The sequence below is a fragment of the Streptococcus sp. VT 162 genome, from assembly GCA_000688775.2.
GTDB lineage: Bacteria > Bacillota > Bacilli > Lactobacillales > Streptococcaceae > Streptococcus.
In genome coordinates this window covers 1,309,920-1,327,245 of sequence record CP007628.2, presented here as the reverse complement: position 1 = coordinate 1,327,245, position 17,326 = coordinate 1,309,920, and the positions used below count along the sequence as shown (strand labels likewise).

Annotated in this window: 16 protein-coding genes; 10 read left to right on the top strand and 6 right to left on the bottom strand. The window is 39.7% G+C overall.

The genetic code is table 11. The annotated features are described in order from the left end of the window. Positions 1 to 210: 210 nt before the first annotated feature. From V470_06635 to V470_06600, 8 genes are all read left to right on the top strand, one after another. On the top strand, positions 211 to 1,188 hold the full coding sequence (locus V470_06635; GenBank protein ID AHZ48095.1) for a peptide chain release factor 2: 978 nt from the start codon (positions 211 to 213) through the stop codon (positions 1,186 to 1,188). Between the two features lie 17 nt (positions 1,189 to 1,205). Further along, positions 1,206 to 1,898, top strand: coding sequence for a cell division protein FtsE (locus tag V470_06630; GenBank protein ID AHZ48094.1), 693 nt, complete (start codon positions 1,206 to 1,208; stop codon positions 1,896 to 1,898). Continuing rightward, positions 1,891 to 2,817: a cell division protein FtsX gene (locus V470_06625; protein ID AHZ48093.1), complete on the top strand. Its 927-nt coding sequence runs from the start codon at positions 1,891 to 1,893 to the stop codon at positions 2,815 to 2,817. The genes V470_06630 and V470_06625 overlap by 8 nt, the downstream gene beginning before the upstream one ends. A 222-nt stretch (positions 2,818 to 3,039) precedes the next feature. After that, a complete protein-coding gene (locus tag V470_06620; GenBank protein ID AHZ48092.1) occupies positions 3,040 to 5,223 on the top strand; it encodes a PTS system glucose/maltose-specific transporter subunit IIBCA in 2,184 nt (727 codons plus the stop codon). A 51-nt stretch (positions 5,224 to 5,274) separates the two neighbouring features. Further along, complete coding sequence (locus V470_06615) at positions 5,275 to 6,090, top strand: hydrolase (GenBank protein AHZ48091.1); 816 nt, start codon at positions 5,275 to 5,277, stop codon at positions 6,088 to 6,090. A 132-nt stretch (positions 6,091 to 6,222) separates the two neighbouring features. Then, a complete protein-coding gene (locus V470_06610) occupies positions 6,223 to 7,566 on the top strand; it encodes a DEAD/DEAH box helicase (protein AHZ48090.1) in 1,344 nt (447 codons plus the stop codon). 241 nt (positions 7,567 to 7,807) lie between these two features. Further along, the gene (locus V470_06605) at positions 7,808 to 9,187 is read left to right on the top strand and encodes a peptidoglycan-binding protein (protein AHZ48089.1); all 1,380 of its coding nucleotides are present in this window, start codon (positions 7,808 to 7,810) and stop codon (positions 9,185 to 9,187) included. A 301-nt stretch (positions 9,188 to 9,488) separates the two neighbouring features. After that, a complete protein-coding gene (locus V470_06600; GenBank protein ID AHZ48088.1) occupies positions 9,489 to 10,679 on the top strand; it encodes an S-adenosylmethionine synthetase in 1,191 nt (396 codons plus the stop codon). Positions 10,680 to 10,749: 70 nt separating this feature from the next. On the opposite strand, the gene V470_06595 is transcribed toward V470_06600, so the two are convergent. The 6 genes from V470_06595 to V470_06570 all read right to left on the bottom strand — a co-directional run bounded on the left by V470_06595 (position 10,750) and on the right by V470_06570 (position 15,709). Continuing rightward, on the bottom strand, positions 10,750 to 11,049 hold the full coding sequence (locus V470_06595) for a ribose 5-phosphate isomerase (GenBank protein ID AHZ48087.1): 300 nt from the start codon (positions 11,047 to 11,049) through the stop codon (positions 10,750 to 10,752). Positions 11,050 to 11,107: 58 nt separating this feature from the next. Further along, entirely contained in the window at positions 11,108 to 11,560 is a 453-nt protein-coding gene (locus V470_06590; GenBank protein ID AHZ48086.1) for an NUDIX hydrolase, read from the bottom strand. 102 nt (positions 11,561 to 11,662) lie between these two features. After that, positions 11,663 to 11,941, bottom strand: a complete 279-nt coding sequence (locus V470_06585) for a single-stranded DNA-binding protein (GenBank protein ID AHZ48085.1) — start codon at positions 11,939 to 11,941, stop codon at positions 11,663 to 11,665. A gap of 295 nt (positions 11,942 to 12,236) precedes the next feature. Next, entirely contained in the window at positions 12,237 to 12,758 is a 522-nt protein-coding gene (locus tag V470_06580) for a membrane protein (protein ID AHZ48084.2), read from the bottom strand. Between the two features lie 224 nt (positions 12,759 to 12,982). Next, positions 12,983 to 15,241, bottom strand: a complete 2,259-nt coding sequence (locus tag V470_06575; GenBank protein ID AHZ48083.1) for a Clp protease ClpX — start codon at positions 15,239 to 15,241, stop codon at positions 12,983 to 12,985. 237 nt (positions 15,242 to 15,478) lie between these two features. After that, entirely contained in the window at positions 15,479 to 15,709 is a 231-nt protein-coding gene (locus tag V470_06570) for a hypothetical protein (GenBank protein ID AHZ48082.1), read from the bottom strand. Positions 15,710 to 15,900: 191 nt separating this feature from the next. Between V470_06570 and V470_06565 the strand changes: the two genes are divergently transcribed. Further along, on the top strand, positions 15,901 to 16,584 hold the full coding sequence (locus tag V470_06565; GenBank protein AHZ48081.1) for a glutamine ABC transporter permease: 684 nt from the start codon (positions 15,901 to 15,903) through the stop codon (positions 16,582 to 16,584). After that, entirely contained in the window at positions 16,584 to 17,318 is a 735-nt protein-coding gene (glnQ, locus tag V470_06560; GenBank protein ID AHZ48080.2) for a glutamine ABC transporter ATP-binding protein, read from the top strand. Before V470_06565 ends, glnQ begins: the two co-directional genes overlap by 1 nt. Positions 17,319 to 17,326: the final 8 nt, after the last annotated feature.

The following is a 17,326-nucleotide window of genomic DNA, read 5'->3' as shown; positions in this document are numbered from 1 at the left end:
TCTTTTCTTCTGCCATCAAAAGCGGTGAAAAGCAAAATATGGAAAGAAATGAGAGATTATGGTATAATAAAACGATATGAAAAGGAGTATCTATGGACATTTCAGAAATTCGTCAAAAAATTGACGCAAATCGTGAAAAATTAGCTTCCTTTAGGGGGTCTCTTTGACCTCGAAGGTTTAGAGGAAGAGATTGCCATCTTGGAAAACAAGATGACAGAACCTGATTTTTGGAACGATAATATCGCGGCCCAAAAAACGTCGCAAGAATTAAATGAATTAAAAAACACCTACAACACCTTCCGTAAAATGGAAGAGTTGCAGGATGAAGTTGAGATTTTATTGGACTTTTTAGCAGAAGACGAGTCAGTCCATGATGAACTGGTCGAACAGTTGACAGAACTGGATAAGATGATGACCAGCTACGAGATGACCCTTCTCTTGTCAGAACCTTATGACCATAATAATGCAATCTTGGAAATCCATCCAGGATCTGGTGGTACTGAGGCACAGGACTGGGGCGATATGTTGCTTCGTATGTATACTCGTTATGGAAATGCCAAAGGCTTTAAAGTAGAAGTCTTGGATTACCAGGCTGGTGATGAAGCAGGTATCAAGTCTGTGACCTTGTCTTTTGAAGGACCCAATGCATACGGCCTACTTAAATCAGAAATGGGTGTTCACCGTTTAGTCCGTATTTCGCCATTTGACTCTGCCAAACGCCGCCATACTTCCTTTACATCCGTAGAGGTTATGCCTGAGTTGGATGATACCATCGAAGTGGAGATTCGTGAAGATGATATCAAAATGGATACTTTCCGTTCAGGTGGTGCTGGTGGACAGAACGTCAATAAGGTTTCAACAGGTGTGCGTTTGACACACATTCCTACGGGAACTGTCGTCCAATCAACGGTCGATCGTACCCAGTATGGAAATAGAGATCGTGCCATGAAGATGTTGCAGGCTAAGCTCTATCAAATGGAGCAAGAAAAGAAAGCTGCGGAAGTTGATTCCCTTAAAGGTGAGAAAAAGGAAATCACATGGGGAAGCCAAATCCGTTCATATGTTTTCACGCCTTATACTATGGTAAAAGATCACCGTACAAGCTTTGAAGTTGCTCAGGTAGATAAGGTGATGGATGGAGACCTTGATGGTTTTATCGATGCCTACCTCAAGTGGCGAATCAGCTAAGATAGAAAGGAACTCATATGTCAATCATTGAAATGAGAGATGTTGTCAAAAAGTATGACAATGGAACGACTGCCCTGCGTGGTGTATCTGTTACCATTGAACCAGGAGAGTTTGCCTATATCGTAGGACCTTCTGGGGCAGGTAAGTCAACCTTTATTCGAGCTTTATACCGAGAAGTAAAGATCGAAAAAGGAAGCCTAACAGTTGCAGGCTTTAATTTAGTTAAAATTAAGAAGAAAGATGTCCCACTGCTACGTCGTAGTGTCGGGGTAGTCTTTCAGGATTACAAACTCTTGCCTAAGAAGACTGTTTATGAGAATATTGCCTATGCAATGGAAGTAATCGGTGAGAGCCGTCGCAACATCAAAAAACGTGTTATGGAAGTGTTGGACCTGGTTGGTTTGAAACATAAGGTTCGCTCTTTCCCTAATGAACTCTCAGGTGGAGAGCAGCAACGGATTGCGATTGCTCGCGCGATTGTCAACAATCCTAAGGTATTGATTGCCGATGAGCCAACAGGAAACTTGGACCCAGATAATTCATGGGAAATTATGAATCTGTTGGAACGCATCAATCTCCAAGGTACTACTGTCTTGATGGCAACCCACAATAGCCAGATTGTAAATACCTTGCGCCACCGTGTCATTGCCATTGAAAATGGCCGTGTCGTTCGTGACGAAGCTAAAGGAGAATATGGATACGATGATTAGTAGATTTTTTCGCCATTTATTTGAATCATTAAAAAGTTTAAAACGAAATGGCTGGATGACAGTAGCAGCAGTGAGTTCGGTTATGATTACCTTAACACTCGTTGCCCTGTTTGCATCTGTAATTTTTAATACAGCAAAACTGGCTACCGATATTGAAAACAACGTTCGGGTCATGGTTTACATTCGTAAGGATGTAGCTGATAACAGTGAAACGATTGAAAAAGAAGGTCAGACAGTTACCAATAATGACTACCACAAGGTCTATGATGCTTTGAAAGCTATGCCTGCTGTTAAGAGTGTTACCTTCTCAAGTAAAGAAGAACAGTACGAAAAACTAACGGAAACAATGGGTGACGATTGGAAGGTCTTTGAAGGGGATGCAAACCCTCTCTATGATGCTTATATCGTCGATACAAATTCTCCGAGTGATGTTAAAACTGTAGCTGAAGAAGCTAAGAAAATTGAGGGAGTATCAGAGGTTCAAGATGGTGGAGCCAACACTCAACGACTTTTTGAATTGGCTTCCTTTATCCGTGTTTGGGGATTGGTTATTGCAGGGCTCTTGATTTTTATCGCAGTCTTCCTCATTTCCAATACCATTCGTATCACCATTATTTCACGTAGTCGTGAGATTCAGATCATGCGTCTGGTAGGAGCGAGAAATGGCTATATCCGTGGTCCATTCTTGCTAGAAGGTGCTTTTATTGGCTTGCTTGGTGCAGCGATTCCTTCTGTTCTTGTTTTCTTTATTTACAATATGGCCTATCAATCGGTCAATAAATCCTTGGTAGGTCAAAACTTGTCAATGATTACACCAGATGTGTTTATTCCTCTGATGACAGTTCTATTATTTATAATCGGAATTTTCATTGGTTCAATTGGTTCGGGGATTTCGATGCGTCGATTCTTGAAGATCTAGTTGGATTTAAATGCAACTTGCAGAACAAATCAGAAAAATAATACATTTTTAAAAGAGAAGTTTTCGTAAACTTCTCTTTTTCCTTTTTAAAAATTAAAAAAAATAGACAATTTTTTTATAAAAGCCTTTACAAAAAAAATAAAAGTGGTATAATTAATACATAACCAAATGCAAACGTTTTCGTAAAACGTTTGCCTAAATAAAATAAAGGAGATTTGAATGATGAAAGCTACATTCAAAAATGTCTTGTCTTTCGAATTTTGGCAAAAATTCGGTAAGGCTTTAATGGTGGTTATCGCCGTTATGCCAGCGGCGGGATTGATGATCTCAATCGGTAAATCAATCGTGATGATCGACCCAAACCTTGCTCCTCTAGTGATTACAGGTGGAATCCTTGAGCAAATTGGTTGGGGGGTTATCGGTAACCTTCATATCTTGTTTGCCCTTGCTATTGGGGGAAGCTGGGCAAAAGAACGTGCAGGTGGTGCATTTGCAGCCGGACTTGCCTTTATCTTGATTAACCGTATTACAGGTACTATCTTCGGTGTTACAGGTGATATGTTGAAAAACCCTGAAGCAATGGTTACTACCTTCTTTGGTGGTTCAATCAAGGTTGCTGACTACTTTATCAGTGTTCTTGAGGCACCAGCGCTTAACATGGGGGTTTTCGTAGGGATTATCTCAGGTTTTGTAGGGGCAACTGCCTATAACAAATACTACAACTACCGTAAACTTCCTGATGCCCTTTCATTCTTCAACGGGAAACGTTTTGTACCGTTTGTTGTTATTCTTCGTTCAGCAATCGCTGCAATTCTACTTGCTGCTTTCTGGCCAGTAGTTCAAACAGGTATCAATAGCTTTGGTATCTGGATTGCCAACTCACAAGAAACTGCTCCAGTCCTTGCACCATTCTTGTATGGTACTTTGGAACGTTTGCTCTTGCCATTCGGTCTTCACCACATGTTGACAATCCCAATGAACTACACAGCTCTTGGTGGTACTTATGATATTTTAACTGGTGCAGCTAAAGGTACTCAAGTATTTGGTCAAGACCCACTATGGCTTGCATGGGTAACAGACCTTGTTAACCTTAAAGGTACAGATGCAAGTCACTACCAACAATTGTTAGATACTGTTCACCCAGCTCGTTTCAAAGTTGGACAAATGATCGGTTCATTCGGTATCTTGATGGGTGTGATCGTGGCTATCTACCGTAATGTCGATGCTGATAAGAAACATCAATATAAAGGTATGATGATTGCGACAGCTCTTGCAACATTCTTGACAGGTGTTACTGAACCAATCGAGTATATGTTCATGTTCATCGCAACACCGCTTTACCTTGTTTATGCAGTAGTTCAAGGTGCTGCCTTTGCTATGGCAGATATTGTTCACCTTCGTGTCCACTCATTCGGTTCAATTGAATTTTTGACTCGTACACCACTGGCAATTAATGCTGGTATTGGTATGGATATCGTTAACTTTATCTGGGTAACTGTTCTCTTTGCGGTTATCATGTACTTCATTGCTAACTTCATGATCAAGAAATTCAACTACGCAACTCCAGGACGTAACGGAAACTACGAAACAGCTGAAGGAGCATCAGAAGAAGCAACTCCTGGAACTCCAAAAGTTGCAGCAGCTTCTCAAGCCGTAAATATTATTAACCTTCTTGGTGGTCGTGCAAATATCGTAGATGTGGATGCATGTATGACTCGTCTTCGTGTAACTGTTAAAGATGCAGATCGCGTTGGTACTGAGGAACAATGGAAAGCAGAAGGAGCTATGGGTCTTGTCATGAAAGGACAAGGAGTCCAAGCTATCTACGGACCAAAAGCTGATGTATTGAAATCTGATATCCAAGATATCCTTGACTCAGGGGAAGTAATTCCTGAAACTCTTCCAAGTCAAATGACAGAAACTCAACAAAATACTGTCCATTTCAAAGGTGTAACTGAGGAAGTTTTCTCAGTAGCTGACGGTCAAGTTGTTGCTTTGGAACAAGTGGAAGATCCAGTTTTTGCTCAAAAAATGATGGGTGATGGATTTGCAGTAGAGCCAGCAAATGGCAACATTGTATCTCCAGTTACTGGTACTGTATCAAGTATCTTCCCAACAAAACACGCTCTTGGTCTTGTCACTGACTCAGGTCTTGAAGTACTTGTTCATATTGGTTTAGATACAGTAAGTCTTGAAGGAAAACCATTTACAGTTCATGTTTCTGAAGGACAAAAAGTGGCTGCTGGTGATCTTCTTGTCACAGCTGACTTGGATGCTATTCGAGAAGCAGGACGCAAAACATCAACAGTGGTTGTCTTCACAAATGGTGATGTCCTCAAATCAGTTAAATTAGAACAAACAGGTTCTCTTGCAGCTAAAACAGCAGTTGCTAAAGTAGAATTGTAATATACTTGGGGTTGGAAGCTGTTTTCCAACCTCTTGTTTTAGGAGAAAAGCATGAAATTTCTAACACTCAATACCCACAGTTGGATGGAGAAGGAAGCAGAGGAAAAATTCCAAATCTTACTCCAAGACATTCTTGATAAGGATTATGATTTGATTTGTTTCCAAGAAATCAATCAAGAAATGACTTCGCCTGAGGGAGAGGTTAACAATCACTATCAAGCTTTACCATCAGCAGAACCCATTCATCAGGACCACTATGTCCGACTTCTGGTTGAAAAATTGGCTGAGAAAGGGAAAAACTACTACTGGACTTGGGCTTACAATCATATTGGCTATGACCGCTACCATGAAGGTGTAGCTATCTTATCCAAAACACCTATCAAGGCGCGTGAGATTTTAGTATCAGATGTAGATGATCCAACGGACTACCATACTCGTCGCGTTGCCTTGGCTGAGACAGAGGTTGAAGGCAAGGAACTTGCTCTTGCAAGTGTTCATCTCTCTTGGTGGGGTAAAGGTTTCCAAGAAGAATGGGCACGATTTGAGGCTGTACTAAAAGAGTTGAACAAACCTCTGATTTTAGCGGGTGATTTTAATAATCCAGCTGGTCAGGAAGGCTATCAAGCGATTTTAGCTAGCCCATTAGGATTACAAGACGCGTTTGAAGTTGCGAAAGAAAGAAGTGGTAGCTACACCGTTCCACCAGAAATTGATGGTTGGAAAGGCAATACTGAGCCACTACGAATCGACTACGTCTTTACGACCAAGGAATTAGAAGTAGAGAGTTTACAAGTAGTTTTCGATGGCCAAAATAGTCCACAAGTCAGTGATCACTATGGTTTGAATGCTGTATTGACCTGGAAATAATGAAAGAGGTTGGAACCAGAGAGTTCCAACTTTTTAATCTATTTGAATCTTTACTACAGGACTGAGACTCAAATGGGGCTACTGCAATAGGACAAAATATGGTATAATTGAAAGGATAGAATCGAGGATAGTATGTCATTTAAGAAATTTCAATTTAAAAATTATATAGTAGAAGCCTTGGAGGAGTTGAAGTTTACGACTCCTACCGAAGTTCAGGAAAAGTTGATTCCTATTGTCTTGGCGGGTCGTGACTTGGTGGGCGAGTCAAAAACAGGTTCAGGAAAGACTCATACTTTCTTATTACCCATTTTCCAGCAATTAGATGAAACTAGCGATAGTGTGCAAGCAGTCATTACTGCACCAAGTCGTGAGTTGGCTACTCAAATTTACCAAGCAGCTCGTCAGATTGCAGCTCACTCAGATGTCGAAGTTCGTGTGGTTAATTATGTAGGTGGTACGGATAAGGCGCGTCAGATTGAAAAACTTGCCAGTAACCAACCACATATTGTTATCGGAACGCCAGGTCGCATCTATGACTTGGTCAAATCTGGTGATTTGGCTATTCACAAGGCCAAGACCTTTGTAGTTGATGAAGCCGATATGACCTTGGATATGGGATTCTTGGAAACTGTTGATAAGATTGCAGGAAGCCTTCCAAAAGACTTGCAATTCATGGTTTTTTCAGCGACGATTCCTCAAAAATTGCAACCGTTCTTGAAGAAATACTTGTCAAATCCTGTTATGGAAAAAATCAAGACTAAAACAGTTATCTCAGATACGATCGATAATTGGTTGATTTCGACCAAGGGCCGTGACAAAAACGCTCAAATTTATCAGTTGACTCAGTTGATGCAGCCTTATTTAGCAATGATTTTTGTTAACACAAAAACGCGTGCTGATGAGTTACATGCCTACTTGACTGCTCAAGGATTGAAGGTAGCTAAGATTCATGGAGATATTGCTCCTCGTGAACGCAAACGGATCATGAATCAGGTGAAAAATCTGGATTTTGAGTACATTGTTGCAACAGACTTGGCAGCGCGTGGAATTGACATTGAAGGGGTCAGCCATGTTATCAATGATGCCATTCCGCAAGACTTGTCCTTCTTTGTTCACCGTGTTGGACGAACTGGGCGCAACGGACTGCCTGGTACAGCTATTACCCTTTACCAGCCTAGTGATGACTCGGATATCCGTGAGTTGGAGAAATTAGGGATCAAGTTTACTCCTAAGATGGTCAAAGACGGAGAGTTTCAAGATACCTATGACCGTGATCGTCGTGCTAATCGTGAAAAGAAGCAGGATAAGCTTGATATTGAAATGATTGGCTTGGTTAAAAAGAAAAAGAAAAAAGTCAAACCTGGCTATAAGAAGAAGATTCAATGGGCGGTGGATGAAAAACGCCGCAAAACCAAGCGTGCTGAAAATCGCGCACGTGGGCGTGCAGAGCGTAAAGCAAAACGTCAAACATTTTAAAAACTCAGTAGAATCACCTGATTCTACTGAGTTTTTATTTTCTGAACTATTCAAAGAAAATAATAATTATATATTTTAAATAATTTGATTTATAAAACAGTAATTGCTTTAAAACCTTTTTTAGAGCAATATTTTATTGAAATCATAAGGAAAAAAATTGAAAACTATACAAAATTGTGTTATCATACTATAAAACAATCGGATTATATCATTTGATCCGTGAAAAGAAAAGGGGACTTCTATGGATAAATCATTTATGAAACAACAACGTTTTTCATTCCGTAAAATGAAAGTTGGGTTGGCTTCTGTAGCAATTTTGTTTGCTTTTGCTCAGGTCGGACAAGTGTCTGCAGATGAAACAACACAACCGGCATCTACTTCAGCTGAAACAGTAAAGAAAACCGAAGCAAATAAATCGGCAGTCGAAGCTGCTGTAGCAGAAATTAAAGCTGATGAGGCGAAACCAGTCGTTAACCAATCAGATGCAAAACCTGGAGAACTTGTTGATGTTTCTAAGAAGGTTTCACCTATTGACGTGAAAGAACGCCAAGAAGGTGATCAAAAGATTCATGAAGAAACTGCAACAGTTGAAGTCACAAAGACAGAAGTGGCACCTGTAAAAAGTGAAGAACTTCCTGCTCCAAAGACTGAAACAACTGAGAGTACAGTGAGTGGGAAAGATGAAGATGGAAATTCTTATACCCAATATGAACGTGTTGATAAAACAACTACAGTCGAAATCAAGAAAGCGACAAGAACGATTTCAAAATCTAACTCTGCCGATATCGTTTTTGTTGTTGACCGTTCAGCATCTATGTCTCGAACTATTGACACTGTCCGTAACAATATCAATGAGTTTGCAAGAAATCTTGCTAAAGATGGAGTAGCAGCACGTTTTGGATTAGCTACCTTTAGTGATGAAGTATATGGACGTATAGGTGGATTAGCAGATGAGGGTACAATTTTAACAAAATTTAATGAATCTTATTTTACCTCTGACCCAGCTGAGCTTGAAAAAGCCTTAGCAGGCATTAAGCTTGCACATGGTGGAGACTTCCCTGAAACATCTACACCTACTCTTACACAAATTGTTTCAACCTACGACTGGTCTAAGTCACCTAAAAATAAAAAGTTTGTCGTATTGTTGACAGATGCTCCAATGAAGGAGGATCCTTCAATTCCAACGATGGCGAATACTCTTGCGTCTTTGAAAGCCGCAAAAATCGAAAGAATTGTTGCAACTTCGACAGGGACCGATATTAGCTATAAAGATTTTGCATCTGAAGGTCGATTAATGAATATTGATCGTAACTTGGCTGATTCTTTAACTAAGGATGCAACTACATGGATTGTTGAAACTGTGACTGAAGGACACAATTACAAGATAACGAAAGATAATTACCAATTTTACCTAGAACGTCGTACAACACTACCTGTTGCTCAGACAGGAAGTGCGACTCCAACTACCACAGTTTCAGTAGCTACAGCTTATAAAAAAGAAGTGGCGAAACTCCCTGATACAGGAAGTAATGATACAGCGAACTATGGTATTGTAGGACTTGGCCTCCTAATGGCTGGACTTGGCTTAACTGTAAGCAATAGAAAGTCTAAGGAACAGTAAGCCTAACTGGAAGATTGTTTGTAAGAACATTGTGATAAAAAAATAGGTAGTTTGTAAACAAAGTATGCAGATTAGCGTAGGTATAATTTCTGTATTATGGAGTACAAGCCAAATTATTATGCCGAGAAAAGAGCCGTAAGGTTCTTTTTTTGATTTAGAGAAAATACTGCAAAAAAAAGTAAAAAGTGGTATAATGATAAGGTTATATAGTCCCGATAAGATGGTAGGTATTCATTACTAGTAGTTTTCCTATCAGTACTTTGTAACTCTATAACAATATTTTTTAAGGGGGGACATTTTTATGTCAGAACGTAAATTATTCACGTCTGAATCTGTATCTGAGGGGCATCCGGATAAGATTGCAGACCAAATTTCAGATGCGATTTTGGATGCTATTTTAGCAAAGGATCCAGATGCGCACGTTGCTGCCGAGACAGCTGTATACACAGGTTCGGTCCATGTTTTTGGTGAAATTTCTACACATGCTTATGTAGATATTAACCGAGTGGTTCGTGATACCATTGCAGAGATTGGTTATACCAATACAGAGTATGGTTTTTCTGCGGAGACGGTGGGAGTTCATCCGTCACTTGTTGAGCAGTCACCAGATATCGCCCAAGGTGTTAACGAAGCCTTGGAAGTTCGTGGAAATGCAGATCAAGATCCACTGGACTTGATTGGTGCTGGTGACCAAGGTCTTATGTTTGGATTTGCGGTGGATGAGACAGAAGAACTCATGCCTTTACCAATCTCACTTAGCCACAAGTTGGTTCGTCGTTTGGCAGAACTTCGTAAGTCTGGTGAAATCAGCTATCTCCGTCCAGATGCTAAATCACAAGTTACGGTTGAGTATGATGAAAATGATCGTCCAGTACGTGTGGATACAGTCGTTATTTCAACTCAGCACGACCCAGAAGTTAGCAATGAACAAATTCACAATGATGTGATTAGCAAGGTTATCAAGGAAGTTATTCCAGCATCTTACTTGGATGAGCAAACCAAATTCTTCATCAATCCAACTGGTCGTTTTGTTATCGGAGGACCTCAAGGAGACTCAGGTTTGACTGGTCGTAAGATCATCGTGGATACTTATGGTGGCTACTCTCGTCACGGTGGTGGTGCCTTCTCTGGTAAGGATGCGACGAAGGTTGACCGCTCAGCCTCTTATGCAGCTCGTTATATTGCTAAAAATATCGTTGCAGCGGGACTGGCTAAGAAGGCTGAAGTTCAATTGGCATATGCTATCGGGGTGGCGCAACCTGTTTCTGTTCGTATCGATACTTTTGGTACAGGAACAGTAGCTGAAAGCAAGCTTGAAAAAGCAGCGCGTCAAATCTTTGACCTTCGCCCTGCAGGAATTATCCAAATGCTGGATCTCAAACGCCCAATTTATCGTCAAACAGCGGCTTATGGACACATGGGACGTACAGATATTGACCTTCCATGGGAACGTCTGGATAAGGTAGATGCATTAAAAGAAGCTGTGAAATAAAATTAAAAGATTGGTAGCTGTGAACTACCAATCTTTTTTGCAAAAGAAAACCAGCTTTTGGCTGGCTTTCTTATTTTATGGGGATTGAAATCTCAATCAATTTATCTGAATAAAGCGTCTTGATATTGGCTTCATCAATGCTTCCTTTGTCGATTTTACGTTTCAAGAAGAAGTCTTGAATGGTTTCGATTTCAGGTTCACGAATAGCACGGTGTTTGTTGGAAATGAGGATTTCATAGTGAAGCGGGGCTTGTGTGAAAACTACATCTGTGTTTCCAGCAGAATAGACCTCGACAAGAGTTGCGTCTGTGCTTTCTAATTGGCTTTTAACAAGTTGCGAGTGTGAGTTTGTCGTATTGATAAGCTTCATAACAGTTCCTCCGATTTTCTAACTCTATTATAGCACTTTTTGGATAAAATCGTGTATTTTAGTCAATTCCATGCTGGATTTTCCAAGCTTCTATTCCCCATTTATGGCTACCACGTTTGAGTTTTTCAATTGCCTCATCAATAGGAAACCAAGCAATATGATTAAAATCTTCCAATGGTTTTTGTACTTCTTGGAAAGAAATAGCTTCATAGAGATAAGCTGGATTGTAGTAGTAGGTATCACGGTGGCGAGAGTAGAAATACTCATCAGCTTGTCCGAAATAGCTTCCGATTTCAGCAGTAAAGCCTAGTTCTTCGATGAGTTCTCTCTTCAGCGCCTCTTGATGGTCTTCTCCCTCTTCAATCTCTCCACCTGGCAAGAACCAAGCACCATTGGGAGCTTGAACTAGAACGATTTGCTTTTTTTCTGCGTCAGGAATAACTGCGTAAACGCCGTAGCGAGGCAAGTAGGTCACATTTTCTTTTTTTTCACCAAAAGTTGGGTTTGCCATTGCATTTTCCTCATTCTATAGTATCTTTATTATTATCATAATGGACGAGGGGCTAGCTGTCAAGAATTTACAGTTATTTTAGTAAAAAAGGTGCAGAAATTGTTAACTGCTTGTACGAAAAAATCCATTATTTGTTCCTCCTCGTTTTCTTCTTTCTTTTTTAGTTCGTTTGTTAAAGTAACCATATACATGAATGAAATCACCTTCTGAAAATTCATTAGCCACTTCAGATTTATTGCCATAGGCTGCACAGTTGATACATTCTCTACCTTCTCCATATCCTTTCGAAAGAGTAAAATTTACAACTTGAACCTCTTCACCCCCTCTTGTAAAAGTTCCAAAAGTAGGTTCTTTTATCAGATTGTCATTGATATTAATCATTCTTTGTTCATTTTATCCTCCAATTAAAAAAGCGACTGAAAAGTTAATTCCAATCGCCAAGTATTTGTATATTTAGTTGTCTTTTAGGTAGGGCTTCTTATCCTTATCATCTTTTCTCCTTTCATATTTAAGGGAACTAGCATTTTGTCGTGTATATATTAGTGAGAGGCATTTGAAATACTAGTTAGCTTCTCTGCGAGTTTTTCCTATTTATTGATCGCAATATAAATTGAAAATAGGGATTAAAAAAGACGATAGATTTTTTCTTTCTATCGTCGGCTTTATTGCAATTATTTTAATATCTATTGGAGATCATTTTATTGTATTTGCTTCCCGTTTTTTTATATGCTTTTGAAAATTCATTTACTAGTTCTTCGTCATTTTGCATAGCTTCTACTACCCAGGGATTTAACATAAATGGAAAAACTGCATTATTTAAATCAGAAACCATGTACTGATTTGTTGTTTCTGTTATCACCATATTTTGTTTAAGCCATCTTACAGCCCCATCGTGTATAGGTAATTCTTCAGTATGATTATCTTCTTTATATAAAACATAAACTATGGTCTTTTGATAATCTTCTAATTTCAACAATCTTTCTTTTGCAGTATCCTTAAATTTTTTCCAAAAATATTTATTACTAAAATACTTATATAGTGATACTACAATTGTTATTGTAACAATAGAAATAGAAATCAAAAAGATCAAACCTATTGTAAATCCATATTTATTTCTAAAATCAATCATATACATTTTTTGAATGAAACTATCTGGCAAAAATAAAACAAGTCCAGTAGCTATGCTAATAGCACACATAATTTTAGTAGGCAATTTAAAAAAATCCACAATCTTAAAATCAAAATTCACACATACATCTCCTCTATCTCTAATATGACTTTTATTATACCAAATATACCCATGTCAAACAGAAAATATTACAATCTTGTAATTATTGTATTTTTATTAAGCTTAACTTTGCCTTTTCTCTTAATATAGCTCTCAATATCAAACGTTAGACTTCCTGCACCTGTTAGATCGTTTTATTCTTCTTTTTCAGAAGCAATTTCTTCTGTTTTTTCAGTCTTTTTGGCAGATTTGATTTGAATATTGCCATTGCTTGTCATGACTGCCTTGAGGGCTTTCTCACTTGGATTTTCAAGGTAGAAATCAGTGATGGCATCCTCGATATGGTCTTGAATGGTACGGCGGAGTGGGCGTGCCCCCATTTTTGGATCATAACCTAAGTCAACCAACTTTTCCTTGACCTTGTCTGTCACATCGAGGTGGATATTGTTGCTAGAGAGGCGTTTGTTGACATCCGCTAACATGAGTTCGACGATTTGGAGAAGGTTGTCCTTGCTGAGAGGTTTAAATTCGATGATGCCGTCAAAACGGTTCATAAACTCTGGACTAAAGAAGTTGCCGAGTTCACCGAGAACAGAGTTGGTACGTCCTTCGCGAGCTGCCCCAAAACCAACGCTGGCTTCGGCCTTACCGGTACCCGCATTTGAAGTCATGATAATGATTGCATCCTTAAAGCTAACTGTGCGTCCTTGCCCATCTGTCAAACGACCATCGTCCAAGACTTGAAGGAACATGTGCATCACATCTGGGTGGGCTTTCTCGACCTCATCAAGAAGTATGAGTGAGTAAGGATTGCGACGAACTTTTTCAGTCAGTTGACCAGCTTCGTCATAGCCTACATAGCCTGGAGGGGCACCGACTAATTTAGCCACACTGTGTTTTTCCATATATTCACTCATATCAAAGCGAATCATGCTGTCAGCAGAACCAAAGAGTTCAATGGCTAGTTGTTTAGAGAGTTCTGTCTTACCGACACCAGTTGGTCCGACAAAGAGGAAGCTTCCGATTGGCCGGTTAGGAGTTCCAAGTCCAACACGATTACGACGGATGGCTTTGGCAATCTTATCGACAGCTTCATCTTGACCAATGACATGGGCCTTGAGGTCGTCTGCTAGATGGATCAATTGAGACTGTTCTTTTTCTTTGAGTTCTCCAACAGGGATATTGGTTTTCTGCTCAATGATATGTTCGATTGTTTTCTCGCTGATGATTGGAGTATCCTGATCTGTCACCTTGTTCTTTTGCATTTCTTTGTACTTGGCAATCTGATCGCGGAAATAAGCAGCCTTTTCAAAATCTTCCTCTCGAGTAGCCTGAGCTTTGAGATTTTCAGCTTCAATTAAACGCTGATCAATCACTTTAGGATCAACAAAGTTCAGAGTCAGATTCATCTTAGAACCAGCTTCGTCCAACAGGTCAATAGCCTTGTCTGGCAAGAAGCGGTCTTGGATATAGCGGTTGGAAAGATTTGCAGCAGCTTCGATAGCAGCATCAGTATACTTGACGTGATGGTAGTCTTCGTATTTCTTTTGAACCCCTTTGAGGATGATAATGGTTTCTTCGACAGTTGGTTCATCTACCTTGACAGGCTGCATACGGCGCTCGAGGGCAGCATCTTTTTCAATGATGCGGTATTCATTGAGAGTAGTGGCTCCGACCATTTGCAATTCACCACGGGCAAGAGCAGGTTTGAGGATATTTCCTGCATCCATATTGCCATCGCCAGCAGATCCTGCACCAACAATTTCATGGATTTCGTCGATAAAGAGGATGATGTCCTCACGTTTGCGAATTTCTTCCATGAGCTTTTGCATACGTTCTTCAAATTGGCCTCGAATCCCTGTTCCTTGGACTAGACTGACCACATCCAGACGGATGACCTGCTTGCCTTGAAGTTTATGGGGAACATCGCCATCGACAATCTTCTGAGCTAGACCTTCAACAACGGCTGTTTTACCAACACCTGGTTCTCCGATAAGGACAGGGTTGTTCTTGGTTCGACGGTTGAGGATTTCGATAACGCGGATAATCTCCTCATCTCGACCTATAACGGGGTCAATATCTCCCCGACGAGCAATCTCAGTAATATTGATACCATATTCCTCTAGGAGTCCTTTTTCTTGGCTAGGAGGTGTTTGAAGCGGGCCTCGGTTTTGAGGTCCATAACCACCGTTTCCTCCGTATGCCCCACCAGATTGAGTTGGAGGGACGTTATTAGAAGAAGGTTTGAAATTGTTCAAATCATTGAAAAAGTCGCCGAAAGGATCAAAGTCATGATTATTTAAGTCAGTCATTCCTTTAAAGAGGGTATTATTTGGATCTGTTTTGATAATTTTATAGCAATTTTGACAAAGATCAATTTGCTTTTGCTGTCCATTGATATTGGTATACAGATGAATTGTTGAGTCGTTAATTTTACAGTTTTGACAGAGCATACATCTACCTCATTTCATTCTTATTCTTGGTCTAAGAAAAAGGTCAAGAATAGTCAAAGTTTTATACTCTCATTATAGCATGATTAAGGTGTAAAGCAAGTAAAAAGATTGGGAAATGGTCGTTTTTAAAAGAAGAATTTATGGAGAATCAAGCGACATTGAAGGTAAGAAAAAATCCCATTTGCGGTGACAAAAAGGATTCTCATTCATCGGGCCTTACTGCCCGTTGTTTTTATATTAGTAAAGGAGTTCGTAGATCTCCATTGCAATCAAATCAATGCTATCAAAGGTATAAGTTTCACGAGCTTCTACATCGCGAAGGGTGAAGAGTGATCCGTTTTCTTCGTCGTGGCTGTATGCAACCTCTGCGACAACAACACCTTCACGTTCAAAATTACGTTTTAGATTTCCACCATCTTTTGTCATTGCTTCTAGGCGGTTAATGATTCTAACCAAATGTGATTCCATTTTGATTCTCCTCCATTTCTTATCGTTTCTATTTTACCATAAACAAGAGGTAGTTGACTAGAAAAAAACTGTGATTTCTCTCTATTTCTCTATTCTATCAAGTTAATTGTTAAAATTAGGGAAAAAGGATTGCATTTTAATTCAATTCATGTTATAATCATACAATCTAATACATAGAAAGTTGATTGAATATGAATTTTTCTTTTTTACCAAAGTATTTACCATATTTTAACTATGGTGCTCTGATTACCGTATTGATTTCCATCCTTGTTGTCTGCTTAGGGACCATTATAGGTGTGTTACTGGCCTTTGCCCAACGTTCACGCTTTAAACCGCTCGTTTGGTTTGCAAATGTGTATGTTTGGATCTTCCGTGGTACTCCAATGATGGTTCAAATAATGATTGCCTTTGCTCTTATGCATATCAATGCTCCGACTATTCAAGTGGGAATTTTGGGAGTTGATCTTTCTCGTTTGATTCCTGGCATTCTGATTATTTCTATGAACAGTGGAGCTTACGTTTCAGAAACTGTTCGTGCGGGGATCAATGCGGTTCCTAAAGGGCAGTTAGAGGCCGCATATTCTTTAGGTATTCGTCCGAAAAATGCCATGCGTTATGTCATTTTGCCACAAGCTATCAAAAATATTCTTCCAGCTCTAGGAAATGAATTTATCACCATTATCAAGGATAGTTCCCTCTTGTCTGCGATTGGGGTGATGGAGTTGTGGAATGGTGCAACGACAGTAGCAACAACAACTTATTTACCGTTGACTCCTCTTTTATTTGCAGCCTTTTACTATTTGATTATGACCTCTGTTTTGACAGTGGCGTTGAAAGCATTTGAAAAACATATTGGACAAGGAGACAAGAAATAATGACAGAAACCTTGATTAAAATTGAAGAACTACATAAGTCTTTTGGGAAAAATGAAGTTTTAAAAGGCATCAACCTTGAGATTAAACGAGGAGAAGTTGTGGTCATTATCGGTCCGTCAGGTAGCGGGAAATCAACTCTCCTTCGTTCGATGAATCTCCTTGAAGAAGCAAGTAAAGGTAAGGTTATCTTTGAAGGAGTTGATATCACAGATAAGAAAAATGACCTTTTTGCTATGCGTGAAAAGATGGGTATGGTATTCCAACAATTCAACCTCTTTCCCAATATGACAGTGATGGAAAATATCACTTTGTCACCAATTAAAACCAAAGGTGAAAGCAAGGAAGTTGCGGAGAAAAGAGCACAGGAACTGTTAGAAAAAGTTGGCTTGCCAGATAAGGCAACGGCCTATCCACAGAGTTTATCAGGTGGTCAGCAACAACGGATTGCCATTGCACGTGGACTTGCTATGGAACCGGATGTTTTGCTCTTTGATGAGCCGACTTCAGCCCTAGACCCTGAGATGGTTGGTGAGGTTCTAGCTGTTATGCAAGACCTTGCTAAATCAGGGATGACTATGGTGATTGTGACTCATGAAATGGGCTTTGCGCGTGAGGTAGCAGACCGTGTCATCTTTATGGCAGATGGGGTTGTTGTCGAAGATGGAACACCAGAAGAGATTTTCGATCAAACAAAAGAACAACGGACCAAGGAATTTTTGAGTAAGGTTTTGTAAGACCTTAC